The organism is Nitrincola tibetensis (assembly GCF_003284585.1).
Taxonomy (GTDB): domain Bacteria; phylum Pseudomonadota; class Gammaproteobacteria; order Pseudomonadales; family Balneatricaceae; genus Nitrincola; species Nitrincola tibetensis.
This window is the reverse complement of record NZ_QKRX01000007.1, coordinates 52,577-78,380: the sequence shown is the minus strand read 5'-3', so window position 1 is coordinate 78,380 and position 25,804 is coordinate 52,577. Positions and strand designations below refer to the sequence as shown.

Below are 25,804 nucleotides of genomic sequence, written 5' to 3'. Positions count from 1 at the left end.
GCACACATACACTGCATGTGACAAATGTCATGACATTTGCCCTATGCTGGCAGAGCCTGACCTATGGAATACTGACCAAATGAATAGACATCAGACTGCCAGATACAAAATATACGACCTTTCCCTGAGCATCATTGCATGGGCTTTTGTGTTTTCCCTTACCATTTACCTCTGGGAAATTGATTATCCGGATGTACACAACAGACTCAATTTCACCCTGCCCAATATCGCTCTGACTGCGACATGCTTCACACTTTATATCACTGGTTTAGTCTGGCGAATTTTTGCCGACCAGAACAATTATTTAGGCCTGATTCTTCAAGCCGCTGGACTGTCTATTCTGCTTTTCTTGTTTCCTAATGGTGTCATCGTCATTCTGGGCATCATGCTGGTTTCCCAACTAGGTGATTATCTAAGCGCACCAGTGATCTTGGTGATCGCCATCGCGATGCCTCTGATCTACTTTCTACAAATGCCTGCAGAGTTCGCCTGGTTCAACACCATCCTGTTTATTCTGCTCAACCTGTTTTCCTTCTATGCATCCAATCGCATGCTGGAGGAGCGCAAGGCCAAGGAAATTAACTCACACCTGCTGCGTGAGCTTCGTGCTACACAGAGCCTCCTTCACTCAACCACCCGACGTGATGAACGCCTGCGCATTGCGCGAGACCTTCATGATGCTCTCGGACATCACCTGACTGCGCTTAGCATTCAACTGGAAGTGGCCAGTCAAATAAGTACGGATAATGCAAAACCGTATATCATCAAAGCGCAGAGTATCACCCGACTCCTGCTGGGTGATGTTCGCGAAGCGGTGTCGGATATTCGCAGCAGTAATGAACTGGATCTGCGCAGCGCACTCATTGCTCTGACTGAAGATCTAGATAACCTAGATCTTCAGGTAGCCATTGACCCTGATCTGGTTATTACTGACGCCAGAGCAGCCGAAATACTCTTTCGCTCGGCTCAAGAAGCCATCACCAATGTACTGAAGCATAGTCATGCAACACACTGCCAGCTGAGCCTGATACGGGATACAGGAGAGTTAATTCTTACCATTGAAGATAACGGCAGGGTTCAATCACCTATAAAACCGGGTAATGGCTTACGCGGGATGATGGAGCGGATTCGAGCGTTGGACGGCCGCCTGATATTGAACACAGAAAAGAGCGGACTCAATCTACAGATCAGAATACCGGAACCCATATGACACATATCAAGATACTGTTGGTGGATGACCAGAATCTGATTCGCGAGGGTATCAAAAGCCTGGTCCAATTGAGGCCAGACATGCATGTCGTTGCAGAGGCAGATGATGGGACAGAGGTGATTTCATTGATTGCCAAGCATCAGCCGGATGTACTCTTGCTGGATTTGCAAATGCCCGGCGTTAATGGTCAAGATGTACTACGACAAATGCAGGACAGAAATATAAACACACCCGTTCTGATCCTTACCACGTTTGATAATCATAACTTGGTACTGGAGTGCATCAAGCTGGGAGCTAAAGGCTATCTCCGCAAAGATGTTAGTTTTAAGGCACTGACCAATGCTATTCTGAGCCTTGCACAGGGCAAAACCTGGCTGCAGCCTGCTGTCACCTGTCGGGTCGAAAAAGACAAAGAGCAGATAAAAACAAACGACACTCTGGTAGTCGAACAGTTAACCGAGATAGAAATTCAAGTGCTTCAACTGGTAGCAGGAGGCTATTCAAACCAAGAGATCGCAGATGCACTGCATAAATCCGTAGGCACCATTCGAAATCAAGTCTCATCCATACTGAGCAAACTCGATGTACGAGACAGAACCCGAGCTGTTCTGAAGGCCCTGGAAATTGGTTTGATATAATTGACACGAAGGGCACCTGAAGACCATCAGCAAGCTAAAAGCGTGATCATTTTTGTGCACTGTGATGGGGTACTCGATCAAATTGAACACTGGTCAATAAATGCATCGGAACTGTACATTCCTATATCACCGGGTTAATGCTGTGAGTCTTTAGCCCGGATATTTCATCCGGCTCTTGAATCCACTCGACTCCCGAGCAAACCGGATGGGCTACGCTTTATCGCTCGCCCATGCCAGACCCTTGCAAGCATCAGATCCAGCCCAACTCGATGCCGCGCAGCACCGCGCGCACCCTGTCGCGTACGCCCAGCTTGGAAAGAATGCTCGAAACCTGATTCTTCACCGTTCCTTCGGCATTCGGTAATCGAGGGGCAAATGGCCGCTCCTCCTGCGGCTACATGCCGGATATCATCGACCAGCCGTTCCATGGGAGATGCGCAGGCGTTCGCTGGCACGTGCGCTATCCGCCAGCAGCTGACGAGTCGCTGAGAGTTCGGCGTAGGCCTTCGCCAGTCGGTAACTTTACTGGCGTTCGGACATAGCCATGAAACCCAGACAGAAGGCGAACAGCTGCCAGAAGAAAAACACCAGGATCGCCATTCCCAGCAGGCTCACTAGGCTGATGGTCGGCAAGTCGATATCGGCCAGCTCGGCCGCGATGAGGACAGCCTCCATCGGCCGCCATCATCAGGATCATACCCCACAACAGTACCTTGAGCAGGGCTTAAGCCAGTAACCAGGCAAATGCCAGAGGCAAAGGGGCGAGAAAGGGGAGCTGAGCGGCCACGATCAACAGGAGCTCTTCATTGTACATCAGACCGATGCCGATCTGGACACTGACTCCGGCCCTGCGATGGAGCTTTGTCGGTGAGCGCTGGGTGTTTGTCGAGACGGGCATCGGTGCGGCGCTGTTTCTTAACACACATCTTGAAAAGCACCAACTTTCCACCACTTTCCAGTTCGAAGACCGCCTCGCCCTCGGCATGGCACTGGGCAACAGCGAACTCTCGGTCAGTCTGATCCACTACTCTAACGCGGGGATCAAAAAGCCGAATAGCGGTTTCGAAACCCTATCAATCGGTTACCGCCACCCTTTCTAAGGGCGTGGCGCTATTACCGAACAGCACCCCACCAGAACGAAAAAGGCCAACGAGCTAACGATAAAAACTCGGGTGAAGGTCCTTCAAGTTCTGGCGTTGACAGTGAGATCACTTTAATCGGTACCTGATCATTAAAGCGCATTTCTCACCGAATAACTGCTTCTCGAACCAGGCCACTCGTCGTTTCAGAGCCTCGTTCTCATCACGTAGAACACTGTTTTCAGCGTTCAGGCGCGCCAGTTCTGCGACGGTTAAGTCGCTCTTGGAACGGGCTGTTTCTGTTTGTTTTCGTGGTAGTTTCATGGGGGCGGATTATACCAGACCCTACCTAAATCGAATGCTGTGAGATGGAATCGGCAGGAGTGACGGCCACATATAAGCCATCCCGGTCGGGTGCTTGCCGCTGCTAAAATCTGCCAAACACAAAAAACAAAAAAGCCCATAAAAATATGGGCTTATAAGTGTTTTATTACTGGTCAATACCAGCTAGTGCCTAACGCGTGATCATTCCCACTCAATCGTAGCTGGCGGCTTGCTCGACACATCATAGGTCACGCGTGAAACCTTAGCGATTTCATTGATGATGCGGCTTGAAACAGTCTCCAACAAGTCGTAAGGCAAATGTGCCCAACGCGCGGTCATGAAATCAATCGTTTCAACCGCTCTTAACGCAATAACGTATTCGTATCGACGGCCATCACCCACAACACCCACGGACTTTACGGGTAAAAACACAGCAAAGGCTTGGCTTGTTTTATGGTACCAATCGGCTTTATGCAATTCTTCGATGAAAATGGCATCGGCTTCTCTCAGAATATCCGCGTACTCTTTTTTCACCTCACCCAAGATACGAACACCTAGGCCTGGGCCTGGGAAGGGGTGGCGGTAAACCATGTCATACGGCAAGCCTAGTTCTAAACCGATCTTGCGAACTTCGTCTTTAAACAATTCACGCAAAGGCTCAACTAGATCAAACTTCATATCTTCTGGCAGACCACCCACATTGTGATGCGACTTGATCACATGAGCCTTGCCTGTTTTTGAAGCCGCTGACTCAATAACATCAGGGTAAATTGTCCCCTGCGCTAAGAAACGGCATTCAGTCAGACGCTCAGCCTCTTCATCAAAGACTTCTATAAAGGTATTGCCAATCGCCTTACGTTTTGCTTCAGGATCTGACTCACCAACCAGACGCCCTAAGAAACGCTCTTCAGCATCGGCACGAATCACACGAACGCCCATGTTTCGAGCAAACATGTCCATGACCTGCTCGCCTTCATTTTTGCGTAACAAACCATTATCAACGAAGACACAGGTTAAACGATCACCGATCGCCTTGTGCAATAAGGCCGCCACGACAGATGAATCAACACCACCTGACAAGCCCAACAGAACTTTCTCGTCCCCGACTTGAGCGCGCACTTTTTCAATGAGGTCATCGATAATGTTTTGTGCAGTCCACAAAGCCTCTGTACCACAGATTTCTCTGACAAAGCGATCCAGTATCCGCATACCTTGCTTAGTGTGCGTCACTTCAGGGTGGAACTGAACGGCATAAAATTGACGTGCAGGATCGCACATCGCCGCAATGGGAGCCGACTCCGTCGATGCAATCACATGAAACCCTTCAGGCATCACAGTCACTTTATCGCCATGACTCATCCAAACATCTAAAGATAAGGAGCCGTTATTGGCGATATGGTCATCGATACCTTCTAACAAGCGGCTTGGGCTACTGGCTAAACGCACCCGCGCATAACCGAACTCACGCTTTTCAGATGACTCTACCGCACCACCCAACTGCTCAGCCATGGTCTGCATGCCATAGCAAATCCCGAACAACGGAATGCCAAGATCGAACACGACTTGCGGTGCCCTGGGTGAGTCCAACTCAGTCACTGACTCAGGACCACCTGCCAAAATAATTCCTTTTGGCGCGAATTCACGTATTGCATCTTCACTCATGTCAAATGGGTGAATCTCGCTATAGACGCCAAGCTCTCGAACGCGTCTGGCGATCAACTGGGTATACTGCGAACCGAAATCCAAAATTAGAATTCGTTGCGCATGAATATCTTTACTCATTTCAGTGACTCCGGTGAAGGCTAGTCTAATCATCAAATCCGCTGCAGCAAAAGCGTTTGAGCAGCCGGGTTTAAAAACAAAAAATGGGGCAGCAAACGCCCCACTTTATCAATCAATTACCGTATCAGATTTAGCCTACGCGGTAGTTAGGTGCTTCTTTTGTAATGCTGACATCATGAACATGACTCTCAGTAATACCCGCGCTGGTAATCCGAACGAACTTAGGTTTAGTGCGCATTTCTTCAATAGTCGCACAGCCTGTATAGCCCATTGAAGCACGCAATCCGCCCATCAACTGATGAACAACATTGTGCATAGGCCCTTTACACGGCACACGCCCCTCAATACCTTCAGGAACGAGCTTTTCCACACCTGCCTTCGCATCTTGGAAATAACGATCCGATGAGCCTGTCAATCCAGACATCGCCCCTAAAGACCCCATACCGCGGTATGACTTGAAAGAACGACCTTGGAAAAGCTCAACTTCACCGGGCGCTTCATCCGTACCAGCCAACATAGAGCCGACCATGACAGCAGAGGCGCCAGCAGCAATTGCTTTAGAGATATCACCAGAGAAACGGATACCGCCATCGGCAATAACAGGGACGCCATAGGGCTTCAATGCTTCAGAAACATTGGCAACTGCACTAATTTGAGGAACGCCAATACCTGCAACGATACGCGTAGTACAAATAGAGCCAGGACCTATGCCAACTTTTACACCGTCCGCACCGGCTTCAGCCAACGCAATAGCCGCTTCAGCTGTGGCGATGTTACCACCCACCACCTGAACATGAGGGAAAGTCTCTTTGACCCAGCTGACACGATCAATAACGCCTTTTGAATGGCCGTGCGCGGTATCAACGACAATTAAATCGACACCAGCATTCACTAAAGCTTCAACACGCTCTGGTGTTTCTGGTCCAGTGCCAACAGCCGCGCCAACAATCAAGCGCCCTTTACTGTCTTTTGCAGCATATGGGAAGGCTTTGGCTTTGCTCATATCCTTAACGGTCATCATGCCCGTTAAACGGAAGTTATCATCGACCAGCAGAATTTTTTCAATTCGATGCTGACGTAACAAGTCACGAATATAAACAGGATCATCGCCCTCTCTTGCCGTCACTAGACGATCTTTAGGAGTCATGATGGATTCGACACGCGCATCCATATCACTTTCAAAGCGAACGTCTCGACTGGTCACAATCCCGACTAAATCTTCACCATCAAGCACAGGAAATCCTGAGAAGCCGTAATTATGGGCCATTTCAAGAATTTCTTTTACTCGGGTATCTGGCGAGCAAGTCACAGGTTCGGACACAACCCCTGACTCATATTTCTTGACCTTACGAACCTCAGCGGCCTGTAACTCTGGCGCTAAGTTCTTGTGAATAATACCAATACCGCCTTCTTGCGCCATAGCAATTGCTAAACGGGCTTCAGTCACGGTGTCCATCGCTGCCGATACTAAAGGCACATTTAATTCAATGCCCTTGGTGAGGCGGGTTTTAAGTGAAACGTCTTTTGGCAGTACTTCTGAATACCCAGGTACTAAAAGTACATCATCAAAGGTAAGTGCTTCTTCAACGATTCGCAACATTATCAAGCAGCCTGTCTGACATTGGAAAATAAGACCCATTAGTATATACAAGATAGTATAATTTCTCAATCTACCCCAAGCTTTCAATGTCAATACTGTGTTATTTTTATGTAACCGACCTTAGACAAAAAGATGAGTCAGTCACAATCACTCTTATGAATTTATCCAAGCCTCTCTCTGTCAGCGAACTCAATCAGTCTGCCAAAACACTATTAGAGTCCTCCTTTAGCCTTATTCAAGTCGAAGGTGAGATCTCCAATTTGGCGCGCCCCTCTTCAGGCCACTGGTATTTTACGTTAAAAGACTCTCGCGCACAGGTTCGCTGCGCTATGTTTAAAAACCGTACTCAGTTTATTCGGACATTGCCCAAAGAGGGTGACCGAGTGGTTCTTACTGCAAAGGTTAGCCTCTATGAAGGTCGTGGGGATTTCCAACTCATTGCGGAGCAAATGGCACTTGGCGGAACAGGGCAATTGCAAATTGCGTTTGAAGCCTTGAAGGCCAAGCTTCAGTTTGAAGGGTTATTCTCCGCCGAGCATAAACGCGCACTGCCTGCGCATCCCACGCATCTTGGTATCATCACGTCGCCAACGGGAGCTGCAATACATGATATTTTACACGTGCTCCAGCGCCGCTTTCCCGGTCTAGCGGTCACACTTTACCCAACGGCAGTACAAGGAAAAGAAGCCGCAGGACAGATTGTTAAGGCCATTGAGTTTGCAAATCGCGATCAACGTTGCGATGTTTTGATTGTTGGACGCGGTGGTGGCTCGCTTGAGGATCTTTGGCCCTTTAACGAAGAAATCGTTGCTCGTGCTATTTTTGCCAGTCGCCTCCCCATCGTATCGGCAGTCGGTCATGAAACAGACATCACCATTGCCGACTGGGTAGCCGATTATCGAGCACCAACCCCTTCTGCAGCGGCTGAAATTCTGAGCCCTAATCAACTCGATATACAAAACCAGCTATCGCGTCTGGCTCGTCAACTTCATCAAGCCATAATGCTGCAGATTGATAGCAGTCGTCAGTCTCTCTCTCATCTAAAAAAACGTTTACGTCACCCAGGTGATAAACTCAGAGACCAAGCCCAGCGTATTGATCGAGCAGAACTGCGCCTGCACTCACTGACGCTGCGCCAACTCAAAAATGCCCAACTTAAACTTGAGCAACTGAATAAACGACTACTGAAGCAGGCGCCCTTAAATTTAGTTCAGCAGCACCATCGATACCTGCAGCAACTTGACGCACGACACAGATTAGCGATGCAGCAATTCATGAACCACCAACATAATCGCTTAAAACAACAAGCAGCGCTTCTGCATCAAGTGAGCCCACTGGCCACACTCAGCCGAGGCTATGCTATTTTGCAAACAGCCGATGGCCTTGGCATTACTGAGTCGAACCAAGTCAAGCTTAATGAGACGATCAACGCAAGGCTTTCAAAAGGCTCCTTAGAGCTTAGCGTCACTCGTATCGATAATTCATTGACATAAAACGAGATCTTCTATGCAACTTCATTATCAGCGCTCTGGCAGCGGCGTCCCCTTACTTATTTTACACGGTCTTTTTGGCACATTGGAAAATTGGGGAGGCATCAGCAAGACCCTTAGCGAACGCTTCGATGTTATCAGTATTGATTTGCGCAATCATGGTCGCTCTCCCCATTCAGAAACCATGGATTATCCCGCCATGGCTCAAGACATCGCCGAGTTGATCGACACCCTTGGAGTGGCTCCTTGTTATATGCTTGGCCACTCAATGGGTGGAAAAGTGGCTATGGAGTTAGCACTTAACCAACCTCAGCTGATTTCCAAACTAATTGTTGCAGACATTGCTCCTGTGGCATACCCACATCATCACGAGCAAGTTTTTAGTGGCTTATCGAAAATCGATCTTTCATCCCTTTCCTCACGCAACGAGGCGGATGAACAGCTTAAACACATGATTCCCGAAGCCTCTACCCGAGCTTTTCTGCTCAAAAACCTCTACAGAACACCCACAAAGCAGTTCGCTTGGCGTATGAACCTAAGCGTGTTAGAACAAGAATATGCAAATATCTCGGCTACCCCTAAGGGTTCACCTTACCAAGGCCCTACCCTGTTTATAAAAGGCGCTTTGTCCCAGTATATTCAGCGCGAGCATCAACAGGCGATTGAAACGCTCTTCCCAAACTATCAGTTTAAAATTATTGAAGGTACGGGCCATTGGCCTCATGCAGAAAAGCCTGCGCTCTTCCTAAAGTTGGTTGAGCGCTTTTTACTAAGCGAGGGGAAAGATTACGCTTGAGTATCAAATAAAGAGCCAGGTTCATTTAGGCGCTGCAAAGCGCCTGTTTCAACCAAGCGGATATTTAACTCTTTGATTTTTTCTTGAATCTCAGACATCTGATGCACAAACTCTTTCAACTTTTCGGCTGTTTCTTGTCGCTGCTCTTTTAGAGCTTCTGCAATCTCTTCACGCTTTTCTCGTTGGGACGCTTCTTCGGTCTCTGCTTCGGAACGAAACTCTTGCAGAGTACTAAGCGTCGGAACTTCTTTCTCTTGCTCCGCTGTTGAGGTTTGACTAGCTGTGTCTTCAGACTCTGTTTCTTTGACTAAAGTTTCAGCCTGTTCTTTCTGAAGTTCAACCTTAGCTTCGTTTGCCATCGCCCGCGCACTAGCAGCCACTTTGAGATCTTGCGTTGACGGCTCAGCAGGTGCCAAGGCGGCCCTCACAATTGTTTCGGCTTTTTCTAACGTCGCTTTGGGGTCTCCGGGGACAGGCGAGGTATCGATACTGACAGAGCCCCCCACCGCATACATCACACCATCAGGGCCGCGTTGAAAGTCATAGGTAATCGCTCCCGCATAACGACCACCCGCCGCCTTGTGCGCCAGTTCGTGTTGCTTGACCTCACGATCACGGCTCGCCAACTCTTGTAAAACCTGCTGTTTTTGTTGCTCTTGCTGCTGTTCGGCTTTGGAAACAGACGTAGAGGACGACACCCTGTTTACAGGCGTATTAACACCTTCAGTGGGAGCGATGCGAGTCGAAGGAGGAGGCAGAGAGGCCGAATTTTTGGTGTCGACCTCAGAAGCGTTTGCAGATACTGGCAAAGAGGAAATCGTGCCAGTGTTCGCACTTTTTCCTCCTGCAGGGATAACAGGAGTATAGCTATTGATTTGCATACAACAGCCCTCCGTTTAATTCAAAACCCGATAGGTTTACTCACACTCGGGTATCAATCATTGAGCCTAGAACTTCACTGCTCTCGCTCACCACTTGAGTGGAAGCCGCTGCAACATTTGCATTAACAGCAGATTGAGCGACAGCCGGATTGACTTCAACACCCGTCGCCAATTCAGGCCGATCCGAACGACCAGTTCCTTGAATATCACCTGCCTGGCGTTGATTGTTGTCCAATCCACGATTAACGTTCAAAAGCCCCGTTGCTTGGGCAGAAACACCATTGATATTCATACGTCACCTGTTTGCTTTTTTTGTTTCTTAAAGTCGTTAGAAACATCAACCTCAGTATAGCACATAAGACAGAATTGAGCATATTTTGTTCAATTTTTAGCCTCCAGATAAATAATCAACCTTAAGGCTTGCCGCCGCAACATCTGCACTTGGCACATCCATATAAGGTATATGCCCCAAGAATGGCGCGGGGATTCGTTCTTGCAATGAACGTATATTTTCATCCAGTGCGAGCATTGACGCATCGGTTTCAACGGCAACCCAGCCCGCCAGTTGCAACCCATCTCGGCGGATGGACTCAGCAGTCAGTAACGCATGATTGAGGCAGCCCAGCTTCATACCAACGACCAGTATGACTGGGATGTCTAGCAGCCTAGGCAAGTCCGCCATTGTTTCCCTGCGGTTTAAAGGAACCCGCCATCCGCCAGCCCCTTCAATAATGTAAATGTTGGCATCGTGCAGCATAGCACCCCGACAAAAAGCGGCAATACGCTCGGCACTTAACATTTTAAAACCCGCCGCCAAATGAGGCGCTATGGGTTGTGCTAAAGCAACGGGATTAACCAAATCGTAGTCCAACTCAACGCTCGCCGCTTTTTGCAACTGCAACGCATCGTCGTTACGCAACCCCTCTGGTGTCATTTCACACCCTGCAGCAACGGGTTTTAAGCCGATGGTTGCATAGCCCTGTTGATTAAATAACCTTAACAAGGCTGTCGATACCAGTGTTTTGCCGACTCCTGTATCCGTGCCGGCGATAAAAAAACTTTGCTTCATTCAGATACCTTTACAAGATCTAAAAAACACACTTCGTAGGTTGCTCTCACGCCTTGATCCTCCGAAAAGGGCTCATAAGCCTTCATCAGTTGACGCAGATAATTTCGTTTACTCAAACCCGATGATGCCTTGCCAATGACGTGATTGGCACCTATTTTTTTTAGGTCCCTCATCAAACCGATAACATCGGGGTAATTCAAATGATAGGTTTTTTCTTCAGAGTTCACCGAAAAATAAGGCTGCGCATGCTTGAGGATATCACCGTGAGATAAAAAGTGATTCACATGCACATCGTTATCTATGACTCGCCATGCTTGCTTTAATTCACATAAACTCGATTCGGTCAAGGTTGCCAAGGTCGCACGACCGCCAACCTTTAAAACCCGGTGCAACTCTCTATACAACTGTGTTGGGTCAAAACACCATTGAACTGCCAAGCTACTAAAAACACGATGCACAGTCTCAGAGCCTAAGGGAAGGTGTTCAGCATCACCACAGACTCGGCTAACCGCCAGCCGATCACACGTTTCGGATGCATGCACCAACATACCCTCTGCTATATCCAACGCAATGAGCGCACCTTTTGGATTCAACTGTCGAAGACTAGGCAGTGCATAGCCCGTTCCCACCCCTAAATCTAACCATACTTCATTCGCACGTTGCGCAGGGGTGACCCGAGCGTTCAACAAATAGTCGGCCACCTCACGCTGAAAAGAAGCGACACTGTCATACTCCTTTGCAGCACGACTAAACTGTGCCGCAATTTTGCGTTTTTCGTCAGCATAACCTGTAATCATACATCCTCCTCAATCAAGATATTCTGCTGAGCAAGGAAAGCGTGCAGGCAACGATTAACCTCTTCTGCCTGAGAGATAAAGGGCAGGTGAGCCGCGTCTGGAATACAGCGAACACTTGCTAGAGGGTTCAAATTCTTAATGTCCGAAATGACTTCTCGGGGAACCAACTCGTCATTTTCACCAAAAAGGAGCAAGGAAGGGCATGAGAGTTGCGCTAATTCCATACGGGCATCGCATCCCAATAATCTAAGGAATTGCAGAGCCTGATCCAATACCAGTACGTCTGAGTAGTCTTTTCGATTCGCTAACAACGCTTTACGCTCCATTGAAGCATGAGCTGAACCCTGCGATTGCAATGCAATAAAGCGCATCTGCATTTGCCGAACATTGGCATTAAAAGCAGAAGCGAAATCATCAAAGACCTCGGGTGACATGGCATGATGCCACCCAGCTTTCTGAACAAAGCAAGGGTTCCACGCTAACGCAATGAACGCTTTAGCATCCAGTCGATTAGCGATCCAACTGGCCACCAATCCTCCTAGTGACCAGCCAAGCAATATCGACTTACGAGGCACTTGTTCAAGCAAAGCACAAATTAAATGGGATTTAAGGTCTTCGATGCACTCATTACCTATTGGCAGGGGCACTGACTGATAATCAATTTTTGTTATCCGAAAGCGAGAAGACCAACCTGATAAGAACGCATCAAATATGCTCGACTCACTGCCCCACCCGCTTAAAACCACTAAGTCCAAAGGCGCACTTTCAGCCTGTTTTGCGCTCATAACTCACGCTCCATTGGCTCGACAAACAGTGAACCTAAATCAGATAAGGCGTCTAACAGCTGATCCAAATGTGTAAAATCGTGCAGTGCTGTTAGAGTCACTCGCAAGCGAGATTGCCCATCTGGTACCGTTGGTGGTCGTATTGCAGTAACCAGCATGCCTTTCTTTCTCAACGCATCACTGATCTTAAGGGCTTGCTGTGAGCAACCTACATGTAAAGGCTGAATCGGTGTCGATGATGGCATCAAGGGAAGATTGAGCGCTTGGCATCCATTTTTAAAATAGGCAATTAACGCCCGAAGTTGCTGTCGTCGCCACCCCTCTGTTTGAATCAATGACAAGCTGACACGAGTCGCTTCAGCAATGGCTGGCGATAGGCTGGTTGTATAAATATAAGTTCTCGCAAACTGAATGAGCGTTTCGATCAAAGCATTCGATCCCACGACAAATGCGCCAGAGGTGCCAAAGGCTTTTCCAAGCGTGCCGATCAAAATCGGGACATTTTCTTGTGATGCGCCATACAACTCAGAAACACCACCGCCATTTTCACCCAGGCAACCAAAGCCATGAGCATCATCGATCATCAGCCAAGCATTATGTGACTGACACACATGGCTCAAGCAGTTAATATCGGCGGTATCGCCATCCATACTGAACACACCATCACTGACCACCAGTTTCCGATTAGCCTCGGATTGCATCAGCCGCTTTTCGAGCAGATCGTAGTTTAAGTGCGGATAACGATTGAACTTTGCACGGCTCAACAATCCTCCATCAATTAGAGAGGCATGATTGAGTTTATCCTGAAAAATGGCATCAGACGCATGGGTCAACGCCGTAATAACGCCCATATTGGCCATATATCCATTTGAAAATAGCAGCGCTCTTTCTCGCCCAGTAAACTCAGCCAGCTCCTCTTCTAATTGATGATGGGCTTGACTATGCCCACACACTAAGTGAGACGCTCCACCGCCACAGCCGTATTCGTGCGCTGCTTTGGTCAGCGCAGAAACAACCTGAGGATCTGCCGCTAATCCCAGGTAATCATTTGAACAAAACGCCAGTAATGGCTCCCCTCCAACCTGTAAAAAAGGTTTTTGTGGTCCTGCATGTGTCAATCGCTTACGATACAAATGAGATAAGGCTCGCTCATCCAATGCGGCTTGCAAAGCAAAATCCATTGCTTTCATCGTGATGCATCGTAGAAAAATTCACGATCCTTCTGAGCTTGTATCTGCTCCATCAGTTGCACCATATCCTCATCCTCATCGGGTACCTGAATAGGCTCCGGATGAATACCGAGCTTCTTAAACAACGCGCGGTCCGCATCAGCCATGGGGTTATCAGTTGTCAGCAGTTTTTCACCATAAAAAATGGAATTGGCGCCCGCCAAGAAGCACAACGCCTGCATTTGTTCGTTCATCGCCGTCCTACCCGCCGACAAACGCACATGTGATGCAGGCATCATGATACGAGCAACGGCTAAGGTTCGAATAAACTCAAAAGGTTCGAGATCTTCAACATCTGCTAAAGGTGTTCCTTCCACTCTCACCAGCATATTGATCGGCACGGATTCTGGATGTGCAGGTAAATTTGCCAAGGTTAAGAGCAGCCCGACTCGATCTCGCTGACTTTCGCCAAGCCCTAAAATCCCACCACAACATACTTTCATGCCGACATCACGAACATGTGAGAGGGTTTCTAAACGCTCTTGATAGGAACGCGTTGTAATGATCTGACCATAATATTCAGGGGAGGTATCAAGGTTATGGTTATAGTAATCTAAACCCGCCTTTGCTAATGAAGAAGCCTGCTCAGAACTTAAACTTCCCAGCGTCATACAGGTCTCTAATCCAATTGCTTTAACGCCTTGCACCATTTCTAAAATAGCAGGCATATCCTTTGCCCTAGGGTTCTTCCACGCCGCTCCCATGCAAAAGCGTGTTGCACCTTTTGCTTTTGCGGCACGGGCCTCTTCTAATACCGCTCTCACTTTCATTAAACGCTCGGTTTCGAGATCCGTGTTGTAATGAGCACTTTGAGGGCAGTATTTACAATCTTCTGGACAAGCGCCGGTTTTAATCGAAAGCAACGTACTCACTTGAACCGCATTAGGGTCAAAATACGCTCTATGTACCATTTGCGCTTGAAAGATCAAATCACTAAAGGGTAAAGAAAAAAGAGCCTGAACTTCTGACTCTGTCCAATCATGACGTATTGCGCTAGAGTATTGCATGGAGTTACCTTATTTTAATGATCAACACTGGCCAAATGGATGTATGCCGACATTGATGTGCTTGTACAGGTTATTAGGTAGCGATGATAATTTGACAAAAGGACTTGTCAACCAATGCTTTTAAATAAAGTTAACAAGTGGTTAAAAAACACCCAATCATGCGTACTATGTGGCCTTCATCAAGCGAACGCCTTGGGTATCTGCGACGATTGCATGTCCGATCTTCCGTGGTCGATGTCTTGCTGCCACCAATGCGGACTTCCTACCTCCTCTCCTGTCATTAAGATTTGCTCAAACTGCATTAAACAACCCCCTTCCTTTGATGCAACTTCCGCGACTTTTCGATATGTTTTTCCTATTGATAAGTTGCTGCCCAGTATTAAATACGCAAATAAAACCTCGCATTTAGGCTGGCTATCCACTCTGATGTCGCAGTACATCCTGTCACAAGACAAGCCACTTCCTGATGCGTTAGTAACCGTACCTATGCACCCTTGGGATGAAATTAAACGAGGGTATAATCAGTCATCCTTGCTCGCCAATCTGATTTCTAAACAACTAAAGTTGCCTGCCCATTTAAGTGCGATCAGTAAAATAAAACGAACACCTCATCAAAAAGAGTTAAATTTTATTGAGCGTCAACAGAATCTAATTAACTGTTTTAGACTCAATGAACACCTTCCTAAACAGGTAGCAATCGTGGATGATGTGATGACAACAGGCAGTACCGCCAATGAAATCAGCAAACTGCTCAAAAACAATGGTGTTGAAACCGTTCAAATTTGGGTATTAGCTCGCACACCCGAATAAACAGGTATAAAGATTATTATTCGTTAAGATTCAGGCTATTATTAGATAAAAATAAAGCAATCCAGATCAACGAAGGATCTCCCTATGACATTTGAAATGTTTGGCCAATTGCTCGGCGGCATAGGTATGTTTTTACTCGGCATGCAATTGCTCACCAATGGTATGAAAAATGCAGCCGGGCGCTCACTAAAAAAAGCCTTAGAGTTTGCCACACGCTCACGTTTAAGGGGGCTCGTATCTGGTACACTGATTACCGCGCTTGTTCAATCCTCTAGTGCGGTTACAGTTGCAACCTTAGGGTTTGTAAATGCTGGATTACTAACGCTAGGGCAGTCCATTGCCGTTATTTACGGCTGTAATATTGGCACAACCATGGTGGGGTGGCTTGTTGCTACAATTGGCTTCAAAATTCAGATCAGCGCATTTGCACTGCCCATTATTGGTATGGGTATGTTGCTACAAGTCATCGGAAAACAACAGCGTATCTCTCATCTTGGTACAGCACTCGTCGGTTTTGGTATTTTCTTTATTGGCCTTGATTTCATGAGAGCCGGTTTTGACGGTTTAAGTGATGACTTTCAGCTGGCCGCACTAGGAACCGGGGTATTGGCCCTAGGGCTATTTGTTATCGCAGGATTTGTGATGACGTTTTTAATGCAAGCTTCAGCGGCGGTGATGGCAATTGCCTTGTCTTTGGTCCACACCGAATCCATCACTATGTCTGCTGCTGCCGCCGTTGTCATCGGGGCAAACCTAGGTACAACAACAACCGCTATTCTGGCGTCAATCGGTGCGACATCAAACGCGAAACGCATCTCCGCTGCACATGTCGCCTTTAATCTATTAACGGGTGCTGTCGGTCTCGTGCTCCTTATGCTATTGGCCGGACGCCTAGATGCACTTAATCCGCAACAATACGATTTAGTTATTTTACTCGCCCTATTTCACACGCTATTCAATGTCATGGGGGTTATCCTCATGTGGCCGCTGACAACACCTCTCGAACGTTTTCTACTCACTCGCTTTCGTAGTCAAGAAGAAGACGAAGCAAGACCACGCTTCATCGATAAAACCATTATTAATACACCTACTCTGGCCATCGAAGCCATCAGTCTTGAGCTAGGTCGAGTCAGTCAATTGTCGAGTCGTTTAGCTCGAGAGGCCATTAGCTCAGAGCGTAATGCCTCTGCTAAACTAGAACAGCAAGCCAAAGGCATTCAATATTTAATTAGTAAGATTGCTGAATTCAATCAAGAAATTGGGCGTCAAAATTTGTCACCCGACATCCATGAGGTCCTTCCTATTTCCATGCGAGTCATGCGCTATTACAGCGAAGTCACTCGTTTATCGGCAAAACTGCCTGAGTTTTATTCCATGGTTGATCAAATAGAAAACAAAAGTGTTAAACAAGCCATTTTTAATTTTCAAAAACAAGTGGTTAGTTTGATTGATTTATGTGAGATTCAGGAAGAGAGTTCTGTGCAGGGTACGCAAGGTCATCAACTTGTATTAACCTTGGAAAAAGAATATCAAAACTTGAAGAGCCTTTTGCTTGAGCAAAGCACTTTAGGGCATTTATCAAGTGATGAAAGCATCGCGCTTTTAGATGCCGTCAGCCATATTAATCGTCTTGCTGAACAGGTTGAAAAAGGAGCTCGTTATTGGAGCTATGCAACACCTGCCGCTCAGCGTGCTCCCTTGGCTATGCCGACAGCGGCGACACACTAACAAGAAGGTTTCATGTCCATTACGCTCGATTATATAGGTCAAGTGCATAGCCCATACAAAGAGAAATTCGGCATTCCTAGGCAACCAGGCTTGGCCAACACCCTTAAGGCGAGCATCGAAATTTGGTCGCCTTACGGTTCTGCAGCCAGCATCAAGGGGCTGGATTCCGTTACACACATCTGGGTTGTGTTTGTATTCAGTGCTACGGCTGCCGCTGGCTGGAAAGCCAGCGTGCGCCCTCCTCGATTAGGTGGCAATGAAAAAATGGGGGTTTTTGCAACCCGTTCGACGTTTCGCCCGAACCCAATCGGACTCTCTGCGGTAAAACTGGATGGTGTACGCGTTGAAAAAGATAAAGTCTGGTTGGATGTGTCTGGTGCGGATCTTCTAGACGGCACCCCCATTTTGGATATCAAACCCTATCTTCCCTATTCAGATTGCTTGACGGATGCTGAGCTCAACTGGGCTTCAGATGCACCTTATTCGCTAAAACAGGTGATATTTTCTGAGACGGCAAGTCTATCTTGCGACGCTATCGAGGAGTCTCAAGGGTATCCGTTGAAAGTACAAATTGAAGAAGTGTTAAGACTTGATCCACGCCCTTCCTATAAGTCTGACAAGGATGAGCGAATCTACGGGCTCACTTTGCACCACTTTAATATACGCTGGAAGGTCAAAGAGCAGTATATCCAGGTCCTTAGTATTGATCCGACTGATTCCCCCTCGAACCCACAAACCTTGTGAGAACCCCGCTATGCACGATCCAATCTTGACCGATGCACTCACCTTTGATCGTGAGCACATTTGGCATCCCTATTCATCAATGACCGACCCGCTAGAGGTTTACCCTGTCACAGCGGCCAAAGGTGTCAGAATCACACTGGCCAACGGCCAAGAACTAATTGATGGTATGGCATCTTGGTGGTCTGTGATTCATGGATATGGGCACCCACGCCTTAACAAAGCGGCTAAAGACCAAATTGATGCCTTTTCACATGTTATGTTTGGTGGCTTGACGCATACGCCAGCGATCGATTTAGCACAAAGACTCGTGCAGATCACGCCCGAGGGCCTAGATAAGGTTTTTTTTGCTGACTCGGGCTCTGTCAGTGTCGAGGTCGCTATCAAAATGGCCTTGCAGTATCAGCAAGCTCGAGGAAATACGCGTAAAAACCGTATTATTAGCTTACGTCGTGGCTACCATGGCGATACCTTTGCTGCTATGTCGGTCTGCGATCCCGTCACCGGCATGCATCAGATTTTTCAGGGGGCCTTACCCAGCCAAATTTTCCTTCCGGCGCCTGAAACACCTTTTGGAGAGACACTGCTCTCCTCTGATCTAGATGCATTGGAGAGAACGTTCAAACAGCATCATACGGAGGCCGCGGCCCTTATTCTGGAACCGATTGTTCAGGGTGCTGGTGGCATGCGCTTTTACTGCGCTGACTATATTCGTCATGCCAGACGCCTCTGCGATCAATATAACTGCCTGCTCATTGCCGACGAAATTGCCACTGGCTTTGGTCGTACAGGTCACTTATTTGCTTGCGAACATGCCAATATCGTCCCCGACATTCTGTGCTTAGGCAAAGCTCTCACGGGTGGCTATCTTAGCCTAGCCGCAACGCTGACCACGGATCACGTTGCCAAGACGATCTCTCAAGGCGGTGCTGGATGCTTCATGCATGGCCCAACCTTTATGGCAAATCCTCTCGCTTGTGCTATTGCTCTCGAAAGCGTAACACTACTGCTTGAGGGGGATTGGAAAAGCAATATCCTAAGGCTTGAAACTCAACTGACACAACATCTCGCCATCCTCAAGAATCATCCCCAAGTTGCCGATGTGCGTTGCCTCGGCGGTATTGGTGTCGTCGAACTTAAAGACCCCTGCGAACTCAAACGCTTGCAGCCAAAATTCGTTGAAGAAGGAATTTGGGTGCGCCCATTTGGGAAACTTGTTTATGTCATGCCACCTTATGTTATTACGGATGAGGATTTGGCGACCTTATGCCAAGGCATAGTGCGGGTTGTAACCTCACTTTAATCTCGTTCAGATTGACTTGTTACAAAGCACTTTTATGATATAGATAGATTAAAATTGCGTCAGAAATATCACATGACTAAGGAAGAACAATCATGCCACGCATCAAAATCGACATGCCAGATAACTACCTATTTAGCACTGAAATACCGATTCGAATCAGTGACATTAATTATGGCGGGCATTTAAGCAATGATGCACTTCTCTCAATCATTCACGAATCCCGCATTCGCTTTCTCAATCAACTGGGTTACGGCGAACTTGATATCGAAGGACTGGGACTTATCCTAACGGACTCTGCGATCATTTATAAAGCAGAGGGCTTCCATAGAGATGTCATCCAAGTGGATATTTCGGTGGGCGACTTCAACAAATACGGATGCGATTTTTATTATTTACTGACCAATCGCAAAACAGCCGTTGAAATCGCTCACGCAAAAACAGGTGTCGTCTTTTTTGACTACACTGCCCGAAAAGTATCACTTTTACCCGATGCTTTTAAAGATAGAGTCTTAAAGGATGCCGGTAAATCTTAGTCTTCGGGATAGTCGTAATGAATATGCGATAAGTTTTCGAAGCGTGTGTATTTACCAATAAAGGCCAAGCGTGATGTGCCTATCGGGCCATTACGCTGCTTACCTATGATGATTTCTGCAACCCCTTTTTCTGGGCTGTCTTCGTTATACACTTCGTCTCGGTAGATAAACATGATGACATCGGCGTCCTGCTCAATCGCTCCAGACTCCCTTAGATCCGAGTTCACTGGACGCTTATTCGGACGATTCTCAAGACTTCGGTTAAGCTGTGACAAGGCAACAACCGGGCACTGCATTTCTTTGGCCAATGCCTTTAGAGATCGAGAAATTTCTGAAATTTCAGCGGTACGCCCTTCTGTTTTGCCCGTCTTCAACTGCATCAACTGCAAATAGTCGACCATGATTAACGCCAAATCACCATGTTCTCGGACAATACGTCTTGCTCGGCTGCGCATTTCATTTGGGCTGATACCTGCCGTGTCGTCGATAAACAATGGCTTTCCCTTGAGCATATTGACGGCCGCCGTTAGCTTTGGCCAATCCTCTTCTATAAGCTGACCGTTTCTAACACGGGTTTGGTCAATTTTACCCAATGACGATAACATACGCGTAACCAACTGATCTGATGGCATCTCTAAGCTGAACACCAATACAGGACGCTGAGATCCCATCAGAGCATTCTCAACCAAGTTCATGGCAAAGGTGGTTTTTCCCATAGAAGGACGTGCAGCGACAATGATTAGGTCTGAAGGCTGCAGACCTCCTGTTTTTGTATCTAGGTCATCAAAACCTGTCGTGACACCAGTGAGGGCATCGGCATTATTAAACAGATGGTCAATTCGCTCAACCGCCCGTTTTAAAAGCGGGTTGATCGGCTCAGGTCCGCCCTGATTTGGACGATTCTCTGCGATTTGAAAGATTTTCTGCTCAGCTTCGTTCAGGATTTCATCTGAACCACGTCCCTGAGGTGAAAATGCATTTTCAGCTATTTCATTGGCGACGTTGATCATCTGGCGCAGTAATGCACGATCTCGGACGATTTCTGCGTAAGCACGTATGTTTGAAGCACTCGGTGTGTTACGAGCTAATTCAACTAAGTAAACAAGCTCCCCTACCCGCTCTAAATCATCATTACGATCCAACTCTTCCGATAGGGTGACAACATCGATAGGACGGCTGTCGTCTACCAGCTTTTGCATGGTTCGAAATACAATACGATGTTCTGAGCGATAAAAGTGGCCATCCACCAGAATCTCAGACACGGTATCCCATGCATTATTATCCAACATAAGCCCACCCAGCACTGATTGCTCAGCCTCAAGTGAGAAAGGGGGCGCTTTTATCTGGTCAACGATGTCTTGTTGAGGATCAGCATAGTCCATAATAAATACCTGATATGAATCGAAAGAGAAGCATTGGAAGGGAAGCCATTGTAACGACTAGTGTCTTGCTCAGACAAGCATTTGCGTTAAGCAAAAAAAAACGTCGTGTACTCTAAGAGTTACACGACGCTTGAGTTGTGTTTATGCGCTGAAATTATTCAGCAACAACAACCAACTTAATAGATGCGTTCACTTCTGGGTGCAATTGCAGACCAATATTGAACTCACCGATGTGGCGAATAGTACCAGAAGGCAAGCGAACTTCGCTCTTGCAAACTTCAATACCTGCACCAGTAATGGCATCAGCAATATCACGTGTACCGATTGAACCGAACAGTTTGCCTTCATCACCCGCTTTGGTAACAACAGACAATTCCATTTCATTCAATTTTTCAGCGCGATCGATCGCAGCTGCTAATTTAGCAGCAGAAGCCGCTTCAAGCTCAGCACGACGCTCTTCAAAGCGTGCAATGTTATCTGCAGTAGCAGAAACAGCTTTACCTTGAGGAACTAAGTAGTTACGGCCAAAGCCGCTTTTTACAGATATTTTGTCGCCCAGCTTTCCGAGCTTACCAATATTTTCGAGCAGAATAACTTCCATCTCGTAAACCTCTTTTTTCTGCAATAGTGTTGCAGTGTCTTAATTCCCAGCCGGGATTCGTGCTCGTAGATCCAATAAAGCATCGATCAACGCGAGAATCACCAGCAATGTAACTACATAGGGACCCATAAAGACCAGCGATAGATATAAAACTACCAACCATGTCTTTCCAAGTGACCGTTTTGCTACCACCCCATGAATCAAAGCAATACCAGCAACGAGAAGAGGCAGCAACAATAAAGCATACCATCGACTCATATTCGGCAGCAGTGCATTTCCGGCAACCAGAAGGATCACCAAGACCACTGCGAATACGATCGGCAATCGTAGTGAATGGAACTCTTGTTGAAACCCACCTGGATTATACAATCCGGCTTGCCAGCTTCTCGCTAACATCAAACATCCCAACATGACGGCAACATGAAATGCCGTAATGGCGCCCAAAATAAGATTTCGTATATTGTCTTCCGAAAACCCATTTAAAGCAGATGCAGAATTCGCTGCACTTCGTTGAGTAACGAGCTGACTCGCTACTTCAACAATTTGATCCAGCAAAGACCCTAACCCTAACTCAAGCAGATAACTGACTAAAATACCGATGGGTATTATCGTTATTAATACTTGTTGCCAACTTGCCGTTGTCCGTAATAACGTTGCCAGTAAAAAACTGCTAACGATAACAACAGCGGCACTGGGATCACCCGAAAGCACCCATGCGAAAGCTGGCAGTAATGCCCAGATTAAAATCTTTAACGCATCTGACACACCTCTTCTCAGAGTGATCAGACTGACTGCTGCTGCGCTAACCCAATAGAGCAACGGCAGCATGGCAGCAATAACAACCACCATGATTGCCTGATTGCGCCCCTTCATAATCACATCTGCAAGGGTACGCATCATGGCGAGAACCCTTTCTACTGGTGACCGTCAGTATACGGCAGCAACGCGATATAACGCGCACGCTTAATAGCTGTTGCCAACTGACGCTGGTAACGAGCTTTAGTGCCAGTGATACGACTTGGTACAATTTTACCAGTTTCAGTAATGTAGGCTTTCAATGTTTCTAAATCTTTATAATCGATTTGTGAAACACCTTCAGCGGTGAAGCGACAAAACTTACGGCGACGAAAAAAACGGGCCATGTTAACTCTCCTAAAAAATGGAATTAATCTTCAGCAGTTTCCTGCTCATCAGCATCGACATCAATATCGTTTGAGTCATGATCTCTTGACTGACGATCACCACGGTCTTCACGACGTGGCTTACGCTCTTCACGAGACTCTGCTGCTTTGATAGGAGAGATTTCAGTGATCGCTTCTTTACAACGAATAATCATGCTACGCAAAACAGCATCGTTGTAACGGAAAAGACTTTCAAGCTCGTCCAGGGTTTCCTGGTTGCATTCGATGTTCATAAGAACATAGTGTGCTTTATGAGCATTGTTGATTGGGTAAGCCATTTGACGACGGCCCCAATCTTCTAGACGATGAATAGCGCCTTCAGCACCTTCAATCAAATTTTTGTAGCGCTCCAGCATTGCTGGAACCTGCTCGCTCTGATTCGGGTGAACCAGAAACACGATTTCGTAATGACGCATTGTTGCTCCTTACGGTTTTACAGCCCTCAGATCACACGTTTTGTGTCACCGAAAGCAAGGAGTTAATAAAATAAAACGGAGCCATATTCTACGCCGTCAAGTTTTTATTTACAACAGCAAAACAGGCTATATTGTCAAGCTTCACGAATTTCAAAGCTATGCGTAATCTCAACGCCGCCCTTTTCCAGCATCAAGGATGCCGAGCAATACTGTTCAGCAGATAAGGTCACAGCACGGCTCACATGAGACTCTTTTAAGCCTCGACCTGTCACAATAAAATGAACATGTATTTTGGTAAAGACAGCGGGCACGGTGTCTGCACGTTCAGATTCAATTTCTGCAACGCAATCCGTCACATCTTGCCGTGATTTTTGCAGTATTTTCACTACATCAAAACTCGTGCAGCCGCCCAACCCGAGTAACATCAACTCCATTGGTCGAGGCCCTTGCTGCAGATCTGCGTCAATCATGACATCAAACCCACTGCCGCTGGTGCCCTTGAAGCGAAGATCACCATCCCATTTTACGCTTGCTTTCATAATTCAATCATCCAATTTAGACCTTATGCAAAAAGGCGTTGTAATTCTCGACCGGGGTCATCTGCTCGCATAAACGCCTCACCCACTAAAAAGGCATTAACCTGGTGCGAACGCATCAAACGCACATCTTCAGGTGTCACTATACCGCTCTCAGTCACAACAATACGGTCCGCTGGTATCTGCTCCAGCAAACTAAATGTGTTGTCAAGCGTGACCTCAAAACTATGCAAATCTCGATTATTAATACCCAATAGTCGCGTATTTAAAGGCAATGCTCGCTGCAACTCTTCTGCACCATGGACTTCGACTAAGACGTCCATTCCCAATGCATGCGTTAAAGCTGACAAATCACGCAATTGCTCATCTGTGAGCGCCGCGACGATCAACAAGATGCAATCTGCACCCAACACTCTAGCTTCATAAATCTGATAGGGATCTACAATAAAGTCTTTACGGATCACAGGTAACTGACATGCACCTCTCGCTTGCAGGAGATACTCGTCAGCTCCTTGAAAATAGTCAATATCGGTTAATACGGATAAACAACTGGCACCTGCTTTTTCATAACTGACCGCGATGTCGGCAGGATTGAAATTTTCCCGAATAACCCCCTTGGATGGACTGGCCTTTTTGGCTTCTGCAATAATGGCAGGTCGACCCTCGGCTAGCGCTGACTCCAGCGCCTTAACAAATCCTCTTGGCTCGAACTCAGTGCCTTTTTGCGCCTCTATTTTAGCCTTCAGTGCTTCAATACTGACCTGAGCCGAGCGTTCGGAAACCTCTTCATACTTACGAGCTATGATTTTTTTTAAGATGGTTGGCGTATCGCTCATGACTCACCCTTATTAAATTGTTGACTAAATTCAGCTAACGCCGTCATTTTTTTCAGTGCTAGCCCTTGATCCATCATTTCAAAGGCTTTAACGACACCTTCTTGATGAGAATCAGCTTCACCACCCAACCAAATGGCTGCACCTGCATTCAGTGCAACAATGCTTTTAGCTTTACTTGAGACCTTATCAGCTCCGCCAGAAAATGCATTCTGTATAATGAGGAGAGAGTCAGCCGCACTCTTTACTTCTAAGCCAATAAGGCTTTGACTTTCAACACCTAATTCTTCAGGTGTAATTGAATATTCTGTCACTTGTCCATCTCTAAGCTCAGCCACATGCGTATGCGTTGCCAAACTAATTTCATCCAAGCCATCTGCCGCATGCACAACTAAAATATGCTCAGCCCCTAACTGCTGCATAACTTCTGCCATCGGCCGACAAAGCTTTTCGCTGAAGACGCCGATCACCTGATGCTTAACACCCGCCGGGTTCGTCATCGGACCTAAAATATTAAACAATGTCCGTAAACCTAAAGATTTACGGGCACCTATGGCATGTTTCATGGCACCATGATGGGAAGGTGCAAACATAAAGCCGACCCCCACTTCATCAATGCACTGTGCAACTTCATCAGGCGTAATTCCTAAAAAAATCCCTGATGACTCGAGCACATCGGCACTACCGCTGCTAGAGGATACGGCACGATTTCCATGTTTAGCGACCTTTACACCTGCCGCTGCGGCAACAAAAGCAGAGGCAGATGATATATTGAAAAGATTGGCACCATCGCCGCCCGTTCCGACGATATCAACTAAACGCTTTTCTGTTGTAGGTATCACTGGCACAGCCAGCTCTCGCATCACCTGTGCAGCCCCGGTAATCTCGTCTATGGATTCACTCTTCATCCTCAACGCAACCAAGAACGCAGTAATCTGAGATTCCGTACACTGACCGGTCATGACTTGACGCATGACATCTACCATTTCAGCACGACTTAAATCTAAATGCTCAACAACCCTAGCCAGTGCCTGCTGTATATTCATGGATCAA

At 47.0% G+C, this 25,804-nt stretch carries 29 protein-coding genes and 1 pseudogene; 11 read left to right on the top strand and 19 right to left on the bottom strand.

What is annotated here, in order from left to right; translation table 11 throughout:
• Positions 1 to 79: 79 nt before the first annotated feature.
• On the top strand, positions 80 to 1,210 hold the full coding sequence (locus DN062_RS10710; protein ID WP_162301289.1) for a sensor histidine kinase: 1,131 nt from the start codon (positions 80 to 82) through the stop codon (positions 1,208 to 1,210).
• Entirely contained in the window at positions 1,207 to 1,848 is a 642-nt protein-coding gene (locus tag DN062_RS10705; RefSeq protein WP_112159324.1) for a response regulator, read from the top strand. The genes DN062_RS10710 and DN062_RS10705 overlap by 4 nt, the downstream gene beginning before the upstream one ends.
• A gap of 164 nt (positions 1,849 to 2,012) precedes the next feature.
• Here the strand turns inward: DN062_RS10705 and DN062_RS18865 are convergent, their stop codons facing one another.
• Both DN062_RS18865 and DN062_RS10695 read right to left on the bottom strand, forming a co-directional pair.
• Positions 2,013 to 2,303, bottom strand: coding sequence for a hypothetical protein (locus DN062_RS18865; protein ID WP_193483891.1), 291 nt, complete (start codon positions 2,301 to 2,303; stop codon positions 2,013 to 2,015).
• A gap of 5 nt (positions 2,304 to 2,308) precedes the next feature.
• On the bottom strand, positions 2,309 to 2,545 hold the full coding sequence (locus DN062_RS10695) for a hypothetical protein (RefSeq protein WP_112159323.1): 237 nt from the start codon (positions 2,543 to 2,545) through the stop codon (positions 2,309 to 2,311).
• A 109-nt stretch (positions 2,546 to 2,654) separates the two neighbouring features.
• Between DN062_RS10695 and DN062_RS10690 the strand changes: the two genes are divergently transcribed.
• Positions 2,655 to 2,948 (top strand): acyloxyacyl hydrolase, encoded by a 294-nt coding sequence (locus tag DN062_RS10690; RefSeq protein WP_239995769.1) that lies wholly within the window; start codon positions 2,655 to 2,657, stop codon positions 2,946 to 2,948.
• A 504-nt stretch (positions 2,949 to 3,452) separates the two neighbouring features.
• On the opposite strand, the gene guaA is transcribed toward DN062_RS10690, so the two are convergent.
• Entirely contained in the window at positions 3,453 to 5,033 is a 1,581-nt protein-coding gene (gene guaA / locus DN062_RS10680; RefSeq protein WP_112159320.1) for a glutamine-hydrolyzing GMP synthase, read from the bottom strand.
• Positions 5,034 to 5,163: 130 nt separating this feature from the next.
• Complete coding sequence (gene guaB, locus DN062_RS10675; RefSeq protein WP_112159319.1) at positions 5,164 to 6,633, bottom strand: IMP dehydrogenase; 1,470 nt, start codon at positions 6,631 to 6,633, stop codon at positions 5,164 to 5,166.
• A 155-nt stretch (positions 6,634 to 6,788) separates the two neighbouring features.
• Here guaB and xseA point away from each other — a divergent pair, with 155 nt between their 5' ends.
• Both xseA and DN062_RS10665 read left to right on the top strand, forming a co-directional pair.
• Positions 6,789 to 8,126 (top strand): exodeoxyribonuclease VII large subunit, encoded by a 1,338-nt coding sequence (gene xseA / locus DN062_RS10670; protein ID WP_112159318.1) that lies wholly within the window; start codon positions 6,789 to 6,791, stop codon positions 8,124 to 8,126.
• Between the two features lie 13 nt (positions 8,127 to 8,139).
• Positions 8,140 to 8,919, top strand: a complete 780-nt coding sequence (locus tag DN062_RS10665; RefSeq protein WP_112159317.1) for an alpha/beta fold hydrolase — start codon at positions 8,140 to 8,142, stop codon at positions 8,917 to 8,919.
• On the opposite strand, the gene DN062_RS10660 is transcribed toward DN062_RS10665, so the two are convergent.
• The 7 genes from DN062_RS10660 to bioB form a co-directional block, all read right to left on the bottom strand.
• Positions 8,910 to 9,800, bottom strand: coding sequence for a putative metalloprotease CJM1_0395 family protein (locus DN062_RS10660; protein WP_112159316.1), 891 nt, complete (start codon positions 9,798 to 9,800; stop codon positions 8,910 to 8,912). The two genes, DN062_RS10665 and DN062_RS10660, sit on opposite strands and share 10 nt — an antisense overlap.
• A 40-nt stretch (positions 9,801 to 9,840) precedes the next feature.
• A complete protein-coding gene (locus DN062_RS10655) occupies positions 9,841 to 10,092 on the bottom strand; it encodes a hypothetical protein (protein WP_237748540.1) in 252 nt (83 codons plus the stop codon).
• A 96-nt stretch (positions 10,093 to 10,188) separates the two neighbouring features.
• Positions 10,189 to 10,869: a dethiobiotin synthase gene (bioD, locus tag DN062_RS10650; RefSeq protein WP_112159315.1), complete on the bottom strand. Its 681-nt coding sequence runs from the start codon at positions 10,867 to 10,869 to the stop codon at positions 10,189 to 10,191.
• Positions 10,866 to 11,666, bottom strand: coding sequence for a malonyl-ACP O-methyltransferase BioC (gene bioC, locus DN062_RS10645; protein ID WP_112159314.1), 801 nt, complete (start codon positions 11,664 to 11,666; stop codon positions 10,866 to 10,868). Before bioC ends, bioD begins: the two co-directional genes overlap by 4 nt.
• Positions 11,663 to 12,451 carry an alpha/beta fold hydrolase gene (locus DN062_RS10640; protein ID WP_112159313.1) on the bottom strand — a complete coding sequence of 263 codons (789 nt, stop codon included), beginning with the start codon at positions 12,449 to 12,451 and terminating at the stop codon, positions 11,663 to 11,665. Before DN062_RS10640 ends, bioC begins: the two co-directional genes overlap by 4 nt.
• Positions 12,448 to 13,641, bottom strand: coding sequence for an 8-amino-7-oxononanoate synthase (gene bioF / locus DN062_RS10635; protein ID WP_420811671.1), 1,194 nt, complete (start codon positions 13,639 to 13,641; stop codon positions 12,448 to 12,450). The genes DN062_RS10640 and bioF overlap by 4 nt, the downstream gene beginning before the upstream one ends.
• A complete protein-coding gene (gene bioB / locus DN062_RS10630; RefSeq protein WP_112159312.1) occupies positions 13,638 to 14,687 on the bottom strand; it encodes a biotin synthase BioB in 1,050 nt (349 codons plus the stop codon). Before bioB ends, bioF begins: the two co-directional genes overlap by 4 nt.
• A gap of 114 nt (positions 14,688 to 14,801) precedes the next feature.
• Here bioB and DN062_RS19225 point away from each other — a divergent pair.
• From DN062_RS19225 to DN062_RS10605, 6 genes and pseudogenes are all read left to right on the top strand, one after another.
• Positions 14,802 to 14,975, top strand: a pseudogene (locus DN062_RS19225) (double zinc ribbon domain-containing protein); the annotation flags it as partial.
• A gap of 138 nt (positions 14,976 to 15,113) precedes the next feature.
• Entirely contained in the window at positions 15,114 to 15,497 is a 384-nt protein-coding gene (locus tag DN062_RS18595; RefSeq protein WP_162301288.1) for a ComF family protein, read from the top strand.
• 84 nt (positions 15,498 to 15,581) lie between these two features.
• Positions 15,582 to 17,225 carry a Na/Pi cotransporter family protein gene (locus DN062_RS10620; protein WP_112159310.1) on the top strand — a complete coding sequence of 548 codons (1,644 nt, stop codon included), beginning with the start codon at positions 15,582 to 15,584 and terminating at the stop codon, positions 17,223 to 17,225.
• Between the two features lie 12 nt (positions 17,226 to 17,237).
• On the top strand, positions 17,238 to 17,969 hold the full coding sequence (tsaA, locus tag DN062_RS10615; RefSeq protein ID WP_112159309.1) for a tRNA (N6-threonylcarbamoyladenosine(37)-N6)-methyltransferase TrmO: 732 nt from the start codon (positions 17,238 to 17,240) through the stop codon (positions 17,967 to 17,969).
• A 10-nt stretch (positions 17,970 to 17,979) separates the two neighbouring features.
• Positions 17,980 to 19,269 carry an adenosylmethionine--8-amino-7-oxononanoate transaminase gene (gene bioA, locus DN062_RS10610; protein WP_112159308.1) on the top strand — a complete coding sequence of 430 codons (1,290 nt, stop codon included), beginning with the start codon at positions 17,980 to 17,982 and terminating at the stop codon, positions 19,267 to 19,269.
• A gap of 92 nt (positions 19,270 to 19,361) precedes the next feature.
• The gene (locus DN062_RS10605) at positions 19,362 to 19,802 is read left to right on the top strand and encodes an acyl-CoA thioesterase (protein WP_112159307.1); all 441 of its coding nucleotides are present in this window, start codon (positions 19,362 to 19,364) and stop codon (positions 19,800 to 19,802) included.
• On the opposite strand, the gene dnaB is transcribed toward DN062_RS10605, so the two are convergent.
• The 8 genes from dnaB to trpD all read right to left on the bottom strand — a co-directional run bounded on the left by dnaB (position 19,799) and on the right by trpD (position 25,797).
• Positions 19,799 to 21,184, bottom strand: coding sequence for a replicative DNA helicase (gene dnaB / locus DN062_RS10600; protein WP_112159306.1), 1,386 nt, complete (start codon positions 21,182 to 21,184; stop codon positions 19,799 to 19,801). The genes DN062_RS10605 and dnaB overlap by 4 nt on opposite strands.
• Before the next feature lie 154 nt (positions 21,185 to 21,338).
• Positions 21,339 to 21,785, bottom strand: coding sequence for a 50S ribosomal protein L9 (rplI, locus tag DN062_RS10595; protein ID WP_036509356.1), 447 nt, complete (start codon positions 21,783 to 21,785; stop codon positions 21,339 to 21,341).
• 39 nt (positions 21,786 to 21,824) lie between these two features.
• Positions 21,825 to 22,685, bottom strand: coding sequence for a hypothetical protein (locus DN062_RS10590; RefSeq protein WP_239995767.1), 861 nt, complete (start codon positions 22,683 to 22,685; stop codon positions 21,825 to 21,827).
• Between the two features lie 14 nt (positions 22,686 to 22,699).
• Positions 22,700 to 22,927 carry a 30S ribosomal protein S18 gene (rpsR, locus tag DN062_RS10585; protein WP_036509353.1) on the bottom strand — a complete coding sequence of 76 codons (228 nt, stop codon included), beginning with the start codon at positions 22,925 to 22,927 and terminating at the stop codon, positions 22,700 to 22,702.
• A 23-nt stretch (positions 22,928 to 22,950) separates the two neighbouring features.
• Positions 22,951 to 23,382: a 30S ribosomal protein S6 gene (rpsF, locus tag DN062_RS10580; protein ID WP_112159305.1), complete on the bottom strand. Its 432-nt coding sequence runs from the start codon at positions 23,380 to 23,382 to the stop codon at positions 22,951 to 22,953.
• A 134-nt stretch (positions 23,383 to 23,516) separates the two neighbouring features.
• Positions 23,517 to 23,921: an OsmC family protein gene (locus tag DN062_RS10575; RefSeq protein WP_112159304.1), complete on the bottom strand. Its 405-nt coding sequence runs from the start codon at positions 23,919 to 23,921 to the stop codon at positions 23,517 to 23,519.
• A 23-nt stretch (positions 23,922 to 23,944) separates the two neighbouring features.
• Positions 23,945 to 24,754 carry an indole-3-glycerol phosphate synthase TrpC gene (gene trpC, locus DN062_RS10570; RefSeq protein WP_112159303.1) on the bottom strand — a complete coding sequence of 270 codons (810 nt, stop codon included), beginning with the start codon at positions 24,752 to 24,754 and terminating at the stop codon, positions 23,945 to 23,947.
• Positions 24,751 to 25,797 carry an anthranilate phosphoribosyltransferase gene (gene trpD, locus DN062_RS10565; protein ID WP_112159302.1) on the bottom strand — a complete coding sequence of 349 codons (1,047 nt, stop codon included), beginning with the start codon at positions 25,795 to 25,797 and terminating at the stop codon, positions 24,751 to 24,753. Before trpD ends, trpC begins: the two co-directional genes overlap by 4 nt.
• Positions 25,798 to 25,804: the final 7 nt, after the last annotated feature.

What these genes read in the sequence shown, in the direction of transcription:
- bioB (WP_112159312.1), bottom strand. Translation starts at nt 14,687, where the DNA reads ATGCAATACTCTAGCGCAATACGTCATGATTGGACAGAGTCAGAAGTT.
- DN062_RS10640 (WP_112159313.1), bottom strand. Translation starts at nt 12,451, where the DNA reads ATGAGCGCAAAACAGGCTGAAAGTGCGCCTTTGGACTTAGTGGTTTTA.
- trpD (WP_112159302.1), bottom strand. Translation starts at nt 25,797, where the DNA reads ATGAATATACAGCAGGCACTGGCTAGGGTTGTTGAGCATTTAGATTTA.
- DN062_RS10605 (WP_112159307.1), top strand. Translation starts at nt 19,362, where the DNA reads ATGCCACGCATCAAAATCGACATGCCAGATAACTACCTATTTAGCACT.
- DN062_RS10695 (WP_112159323.1), bottom strand. Translation starts at nt 2,545, where the DNA reads ATGATCCTGATGATGGCGGCCGATGGAGGCTGTCCTCATCGCGGCCGA.
- bioA (WP_112159308.1), top strand. Translation starts at nt 17,980, where the DNA reads ATGCACGATCCAATCTTGACCGATGCACTCACCTTTGATCGTGAGCAC.
- bioF (WP_420811671.1), bottom strand. Translation starts at nt 13,641, where the DNA reads ATGAAAGCAATGGATTTTGCTTTGCAAGCCGCATTGGATGAGCGAGCC.
- rpsR (WP_036509353.1), bottom strand. Translation starts at nt 22,927, where the DNA reads ATGGCCCGTTTTTTTCGTCGCCGTAAGTTTTGTCGCTTCACCGCTGAA.
- tsaA (WP_112159309.1), top strand. Translation starts at nt 17,238, where the DNA reads ATGTCCATTACGCTCGATTATATAGGTCAAGTGCATAGCCCATACAAA.
- DN062_RS10660 (WP_112159316.1), bottom strand. Translation starts at nt 9,800, where the DNA reads ATGCAAATCAATAGCTATACTCCTGTTATCCCTGCAGGAGGAAAAAGT.
- rpsF (WP_112159305.1), bottom strand. Translation starts at nt 23,382, where the DNA reads ATGCGTCATTACGAAATCGTGTTTCTGGTTCACCCGAATCAGAGCGAG.
- rplI (WP_036509356.1), bottom strand. Translation starts at nt 21,785, where the DNA reads ATGGAAGTTATTCTGCTCGAAAATATTGGTAAGCTCGGAAAGCTGGGC.
- bioD (WP_112159315.1), bottom strand. Translation starts at nt 10,869, where the DNA reads ATGAAGCAAAGTTTTTTTATCGCCGGCACGGATACAGGAGTCGGCAAA.
- DN062_RS10705 (WP_112159324.1), top strand. Translation starts at nt 1,207, where the DNA reads ATGACACATATCAAGATACTGTTGGTGGATGACCAGAATCTGATTCGC.
- guaB (WP_112159319.1), bottom strand. Translation starts at nt 6,633, where the DNA reads ATGTTGCGAATCGTTGAAGAAGCACTTACCTTTGATGATGTACTTTTA.
- trpC (WP_112159303.1), bottom strand. Translation starts at nt 24,754, where the DNA reads ATGAGCGATACGCCAACCATCTTAAAAAAAATCATAGCTCGTAAGTAT.
- DN062_RS10665 (WP_112159317.1), top strand. Translation starts at nt 8,140, where the DNA reads ATGCAACTTCATTATCAGCGCTCTGGCAGCGGCGTCCCCTTACTTATT.
- xseA (WP_112159318.1), top strand. Translation starts at nt 6,789, where the DNA reads ATGAATTTATCCAAGCCTCTCTCTGTCAGCGAACTCAATCAGTCTGCC.
- DN062_RS10620 (WP_112159310.1), top strand. Translation starts at nt 15,582, where the DNA reads ATGACATTTGAAATGTTTGGCCAATTGCTCGGCGGCATAGGTATGTTT.
- guaA (WP_112159320.1), bottom strand. Translation starts at nt 5,033, where the DNA reads ATGAGTAAAGATATTCATGCGCAACGAATTCTAATTTTGGATTTCGGT.
- dnaB (WP_112159306.1), bottom strand. Translation starts at nt 21,184, where the DNA reads ATGGACTATGCTGATCCTCAACAAGACATCGTTGACCAGATAAAAGCG.
- DN062_RS10590 (WP_239995767.1), bottom strand. Translation starts at nt 22,685, where the DNA reads ATGATGCGTACCCTTGCAGATGTGATTATGAAGGGGCGCAATCAGGCA.
- bioC (WP_112159314.1), bottom strand. Translation starts at nt 11,666, where the DNA reads ATGATTACAGGTTATGCTGACGAAAAACGCAAAATTGCGGCACAGTTT.
- DN062_RS10575 (WP_112159304.1), bottom strand. Translation starts at nt 23,921, where the DNA reads ATGAAAGCAAGCGTAAAATGGGATGGTGATCTTCGCTTCAAGGGCACC.
- DN062_RS10710 (WP_162301289.1), top strand. Translation starts at nt 80, where the DNA reads ATGAATAGACATCAGACTGCCAGATACAAAATATACGACCTTTCCCTG.
- DN062_RS18595 (WP_162301288.1), top strand. Translation starts at nt 15,114, where the DNA reads ATGTCGCAGTACATCCTGTCACAAGACAAGCCACTTCCTGATGCGTTA.
- DN062_RS10655 (WP_237748540.1), bottom strand. Translation starts at nt 10,092, where the DNA reads ATGAATATCAATGGTGTTTCTGCCCAAGCAACGGGGCTTTTGAACGTT.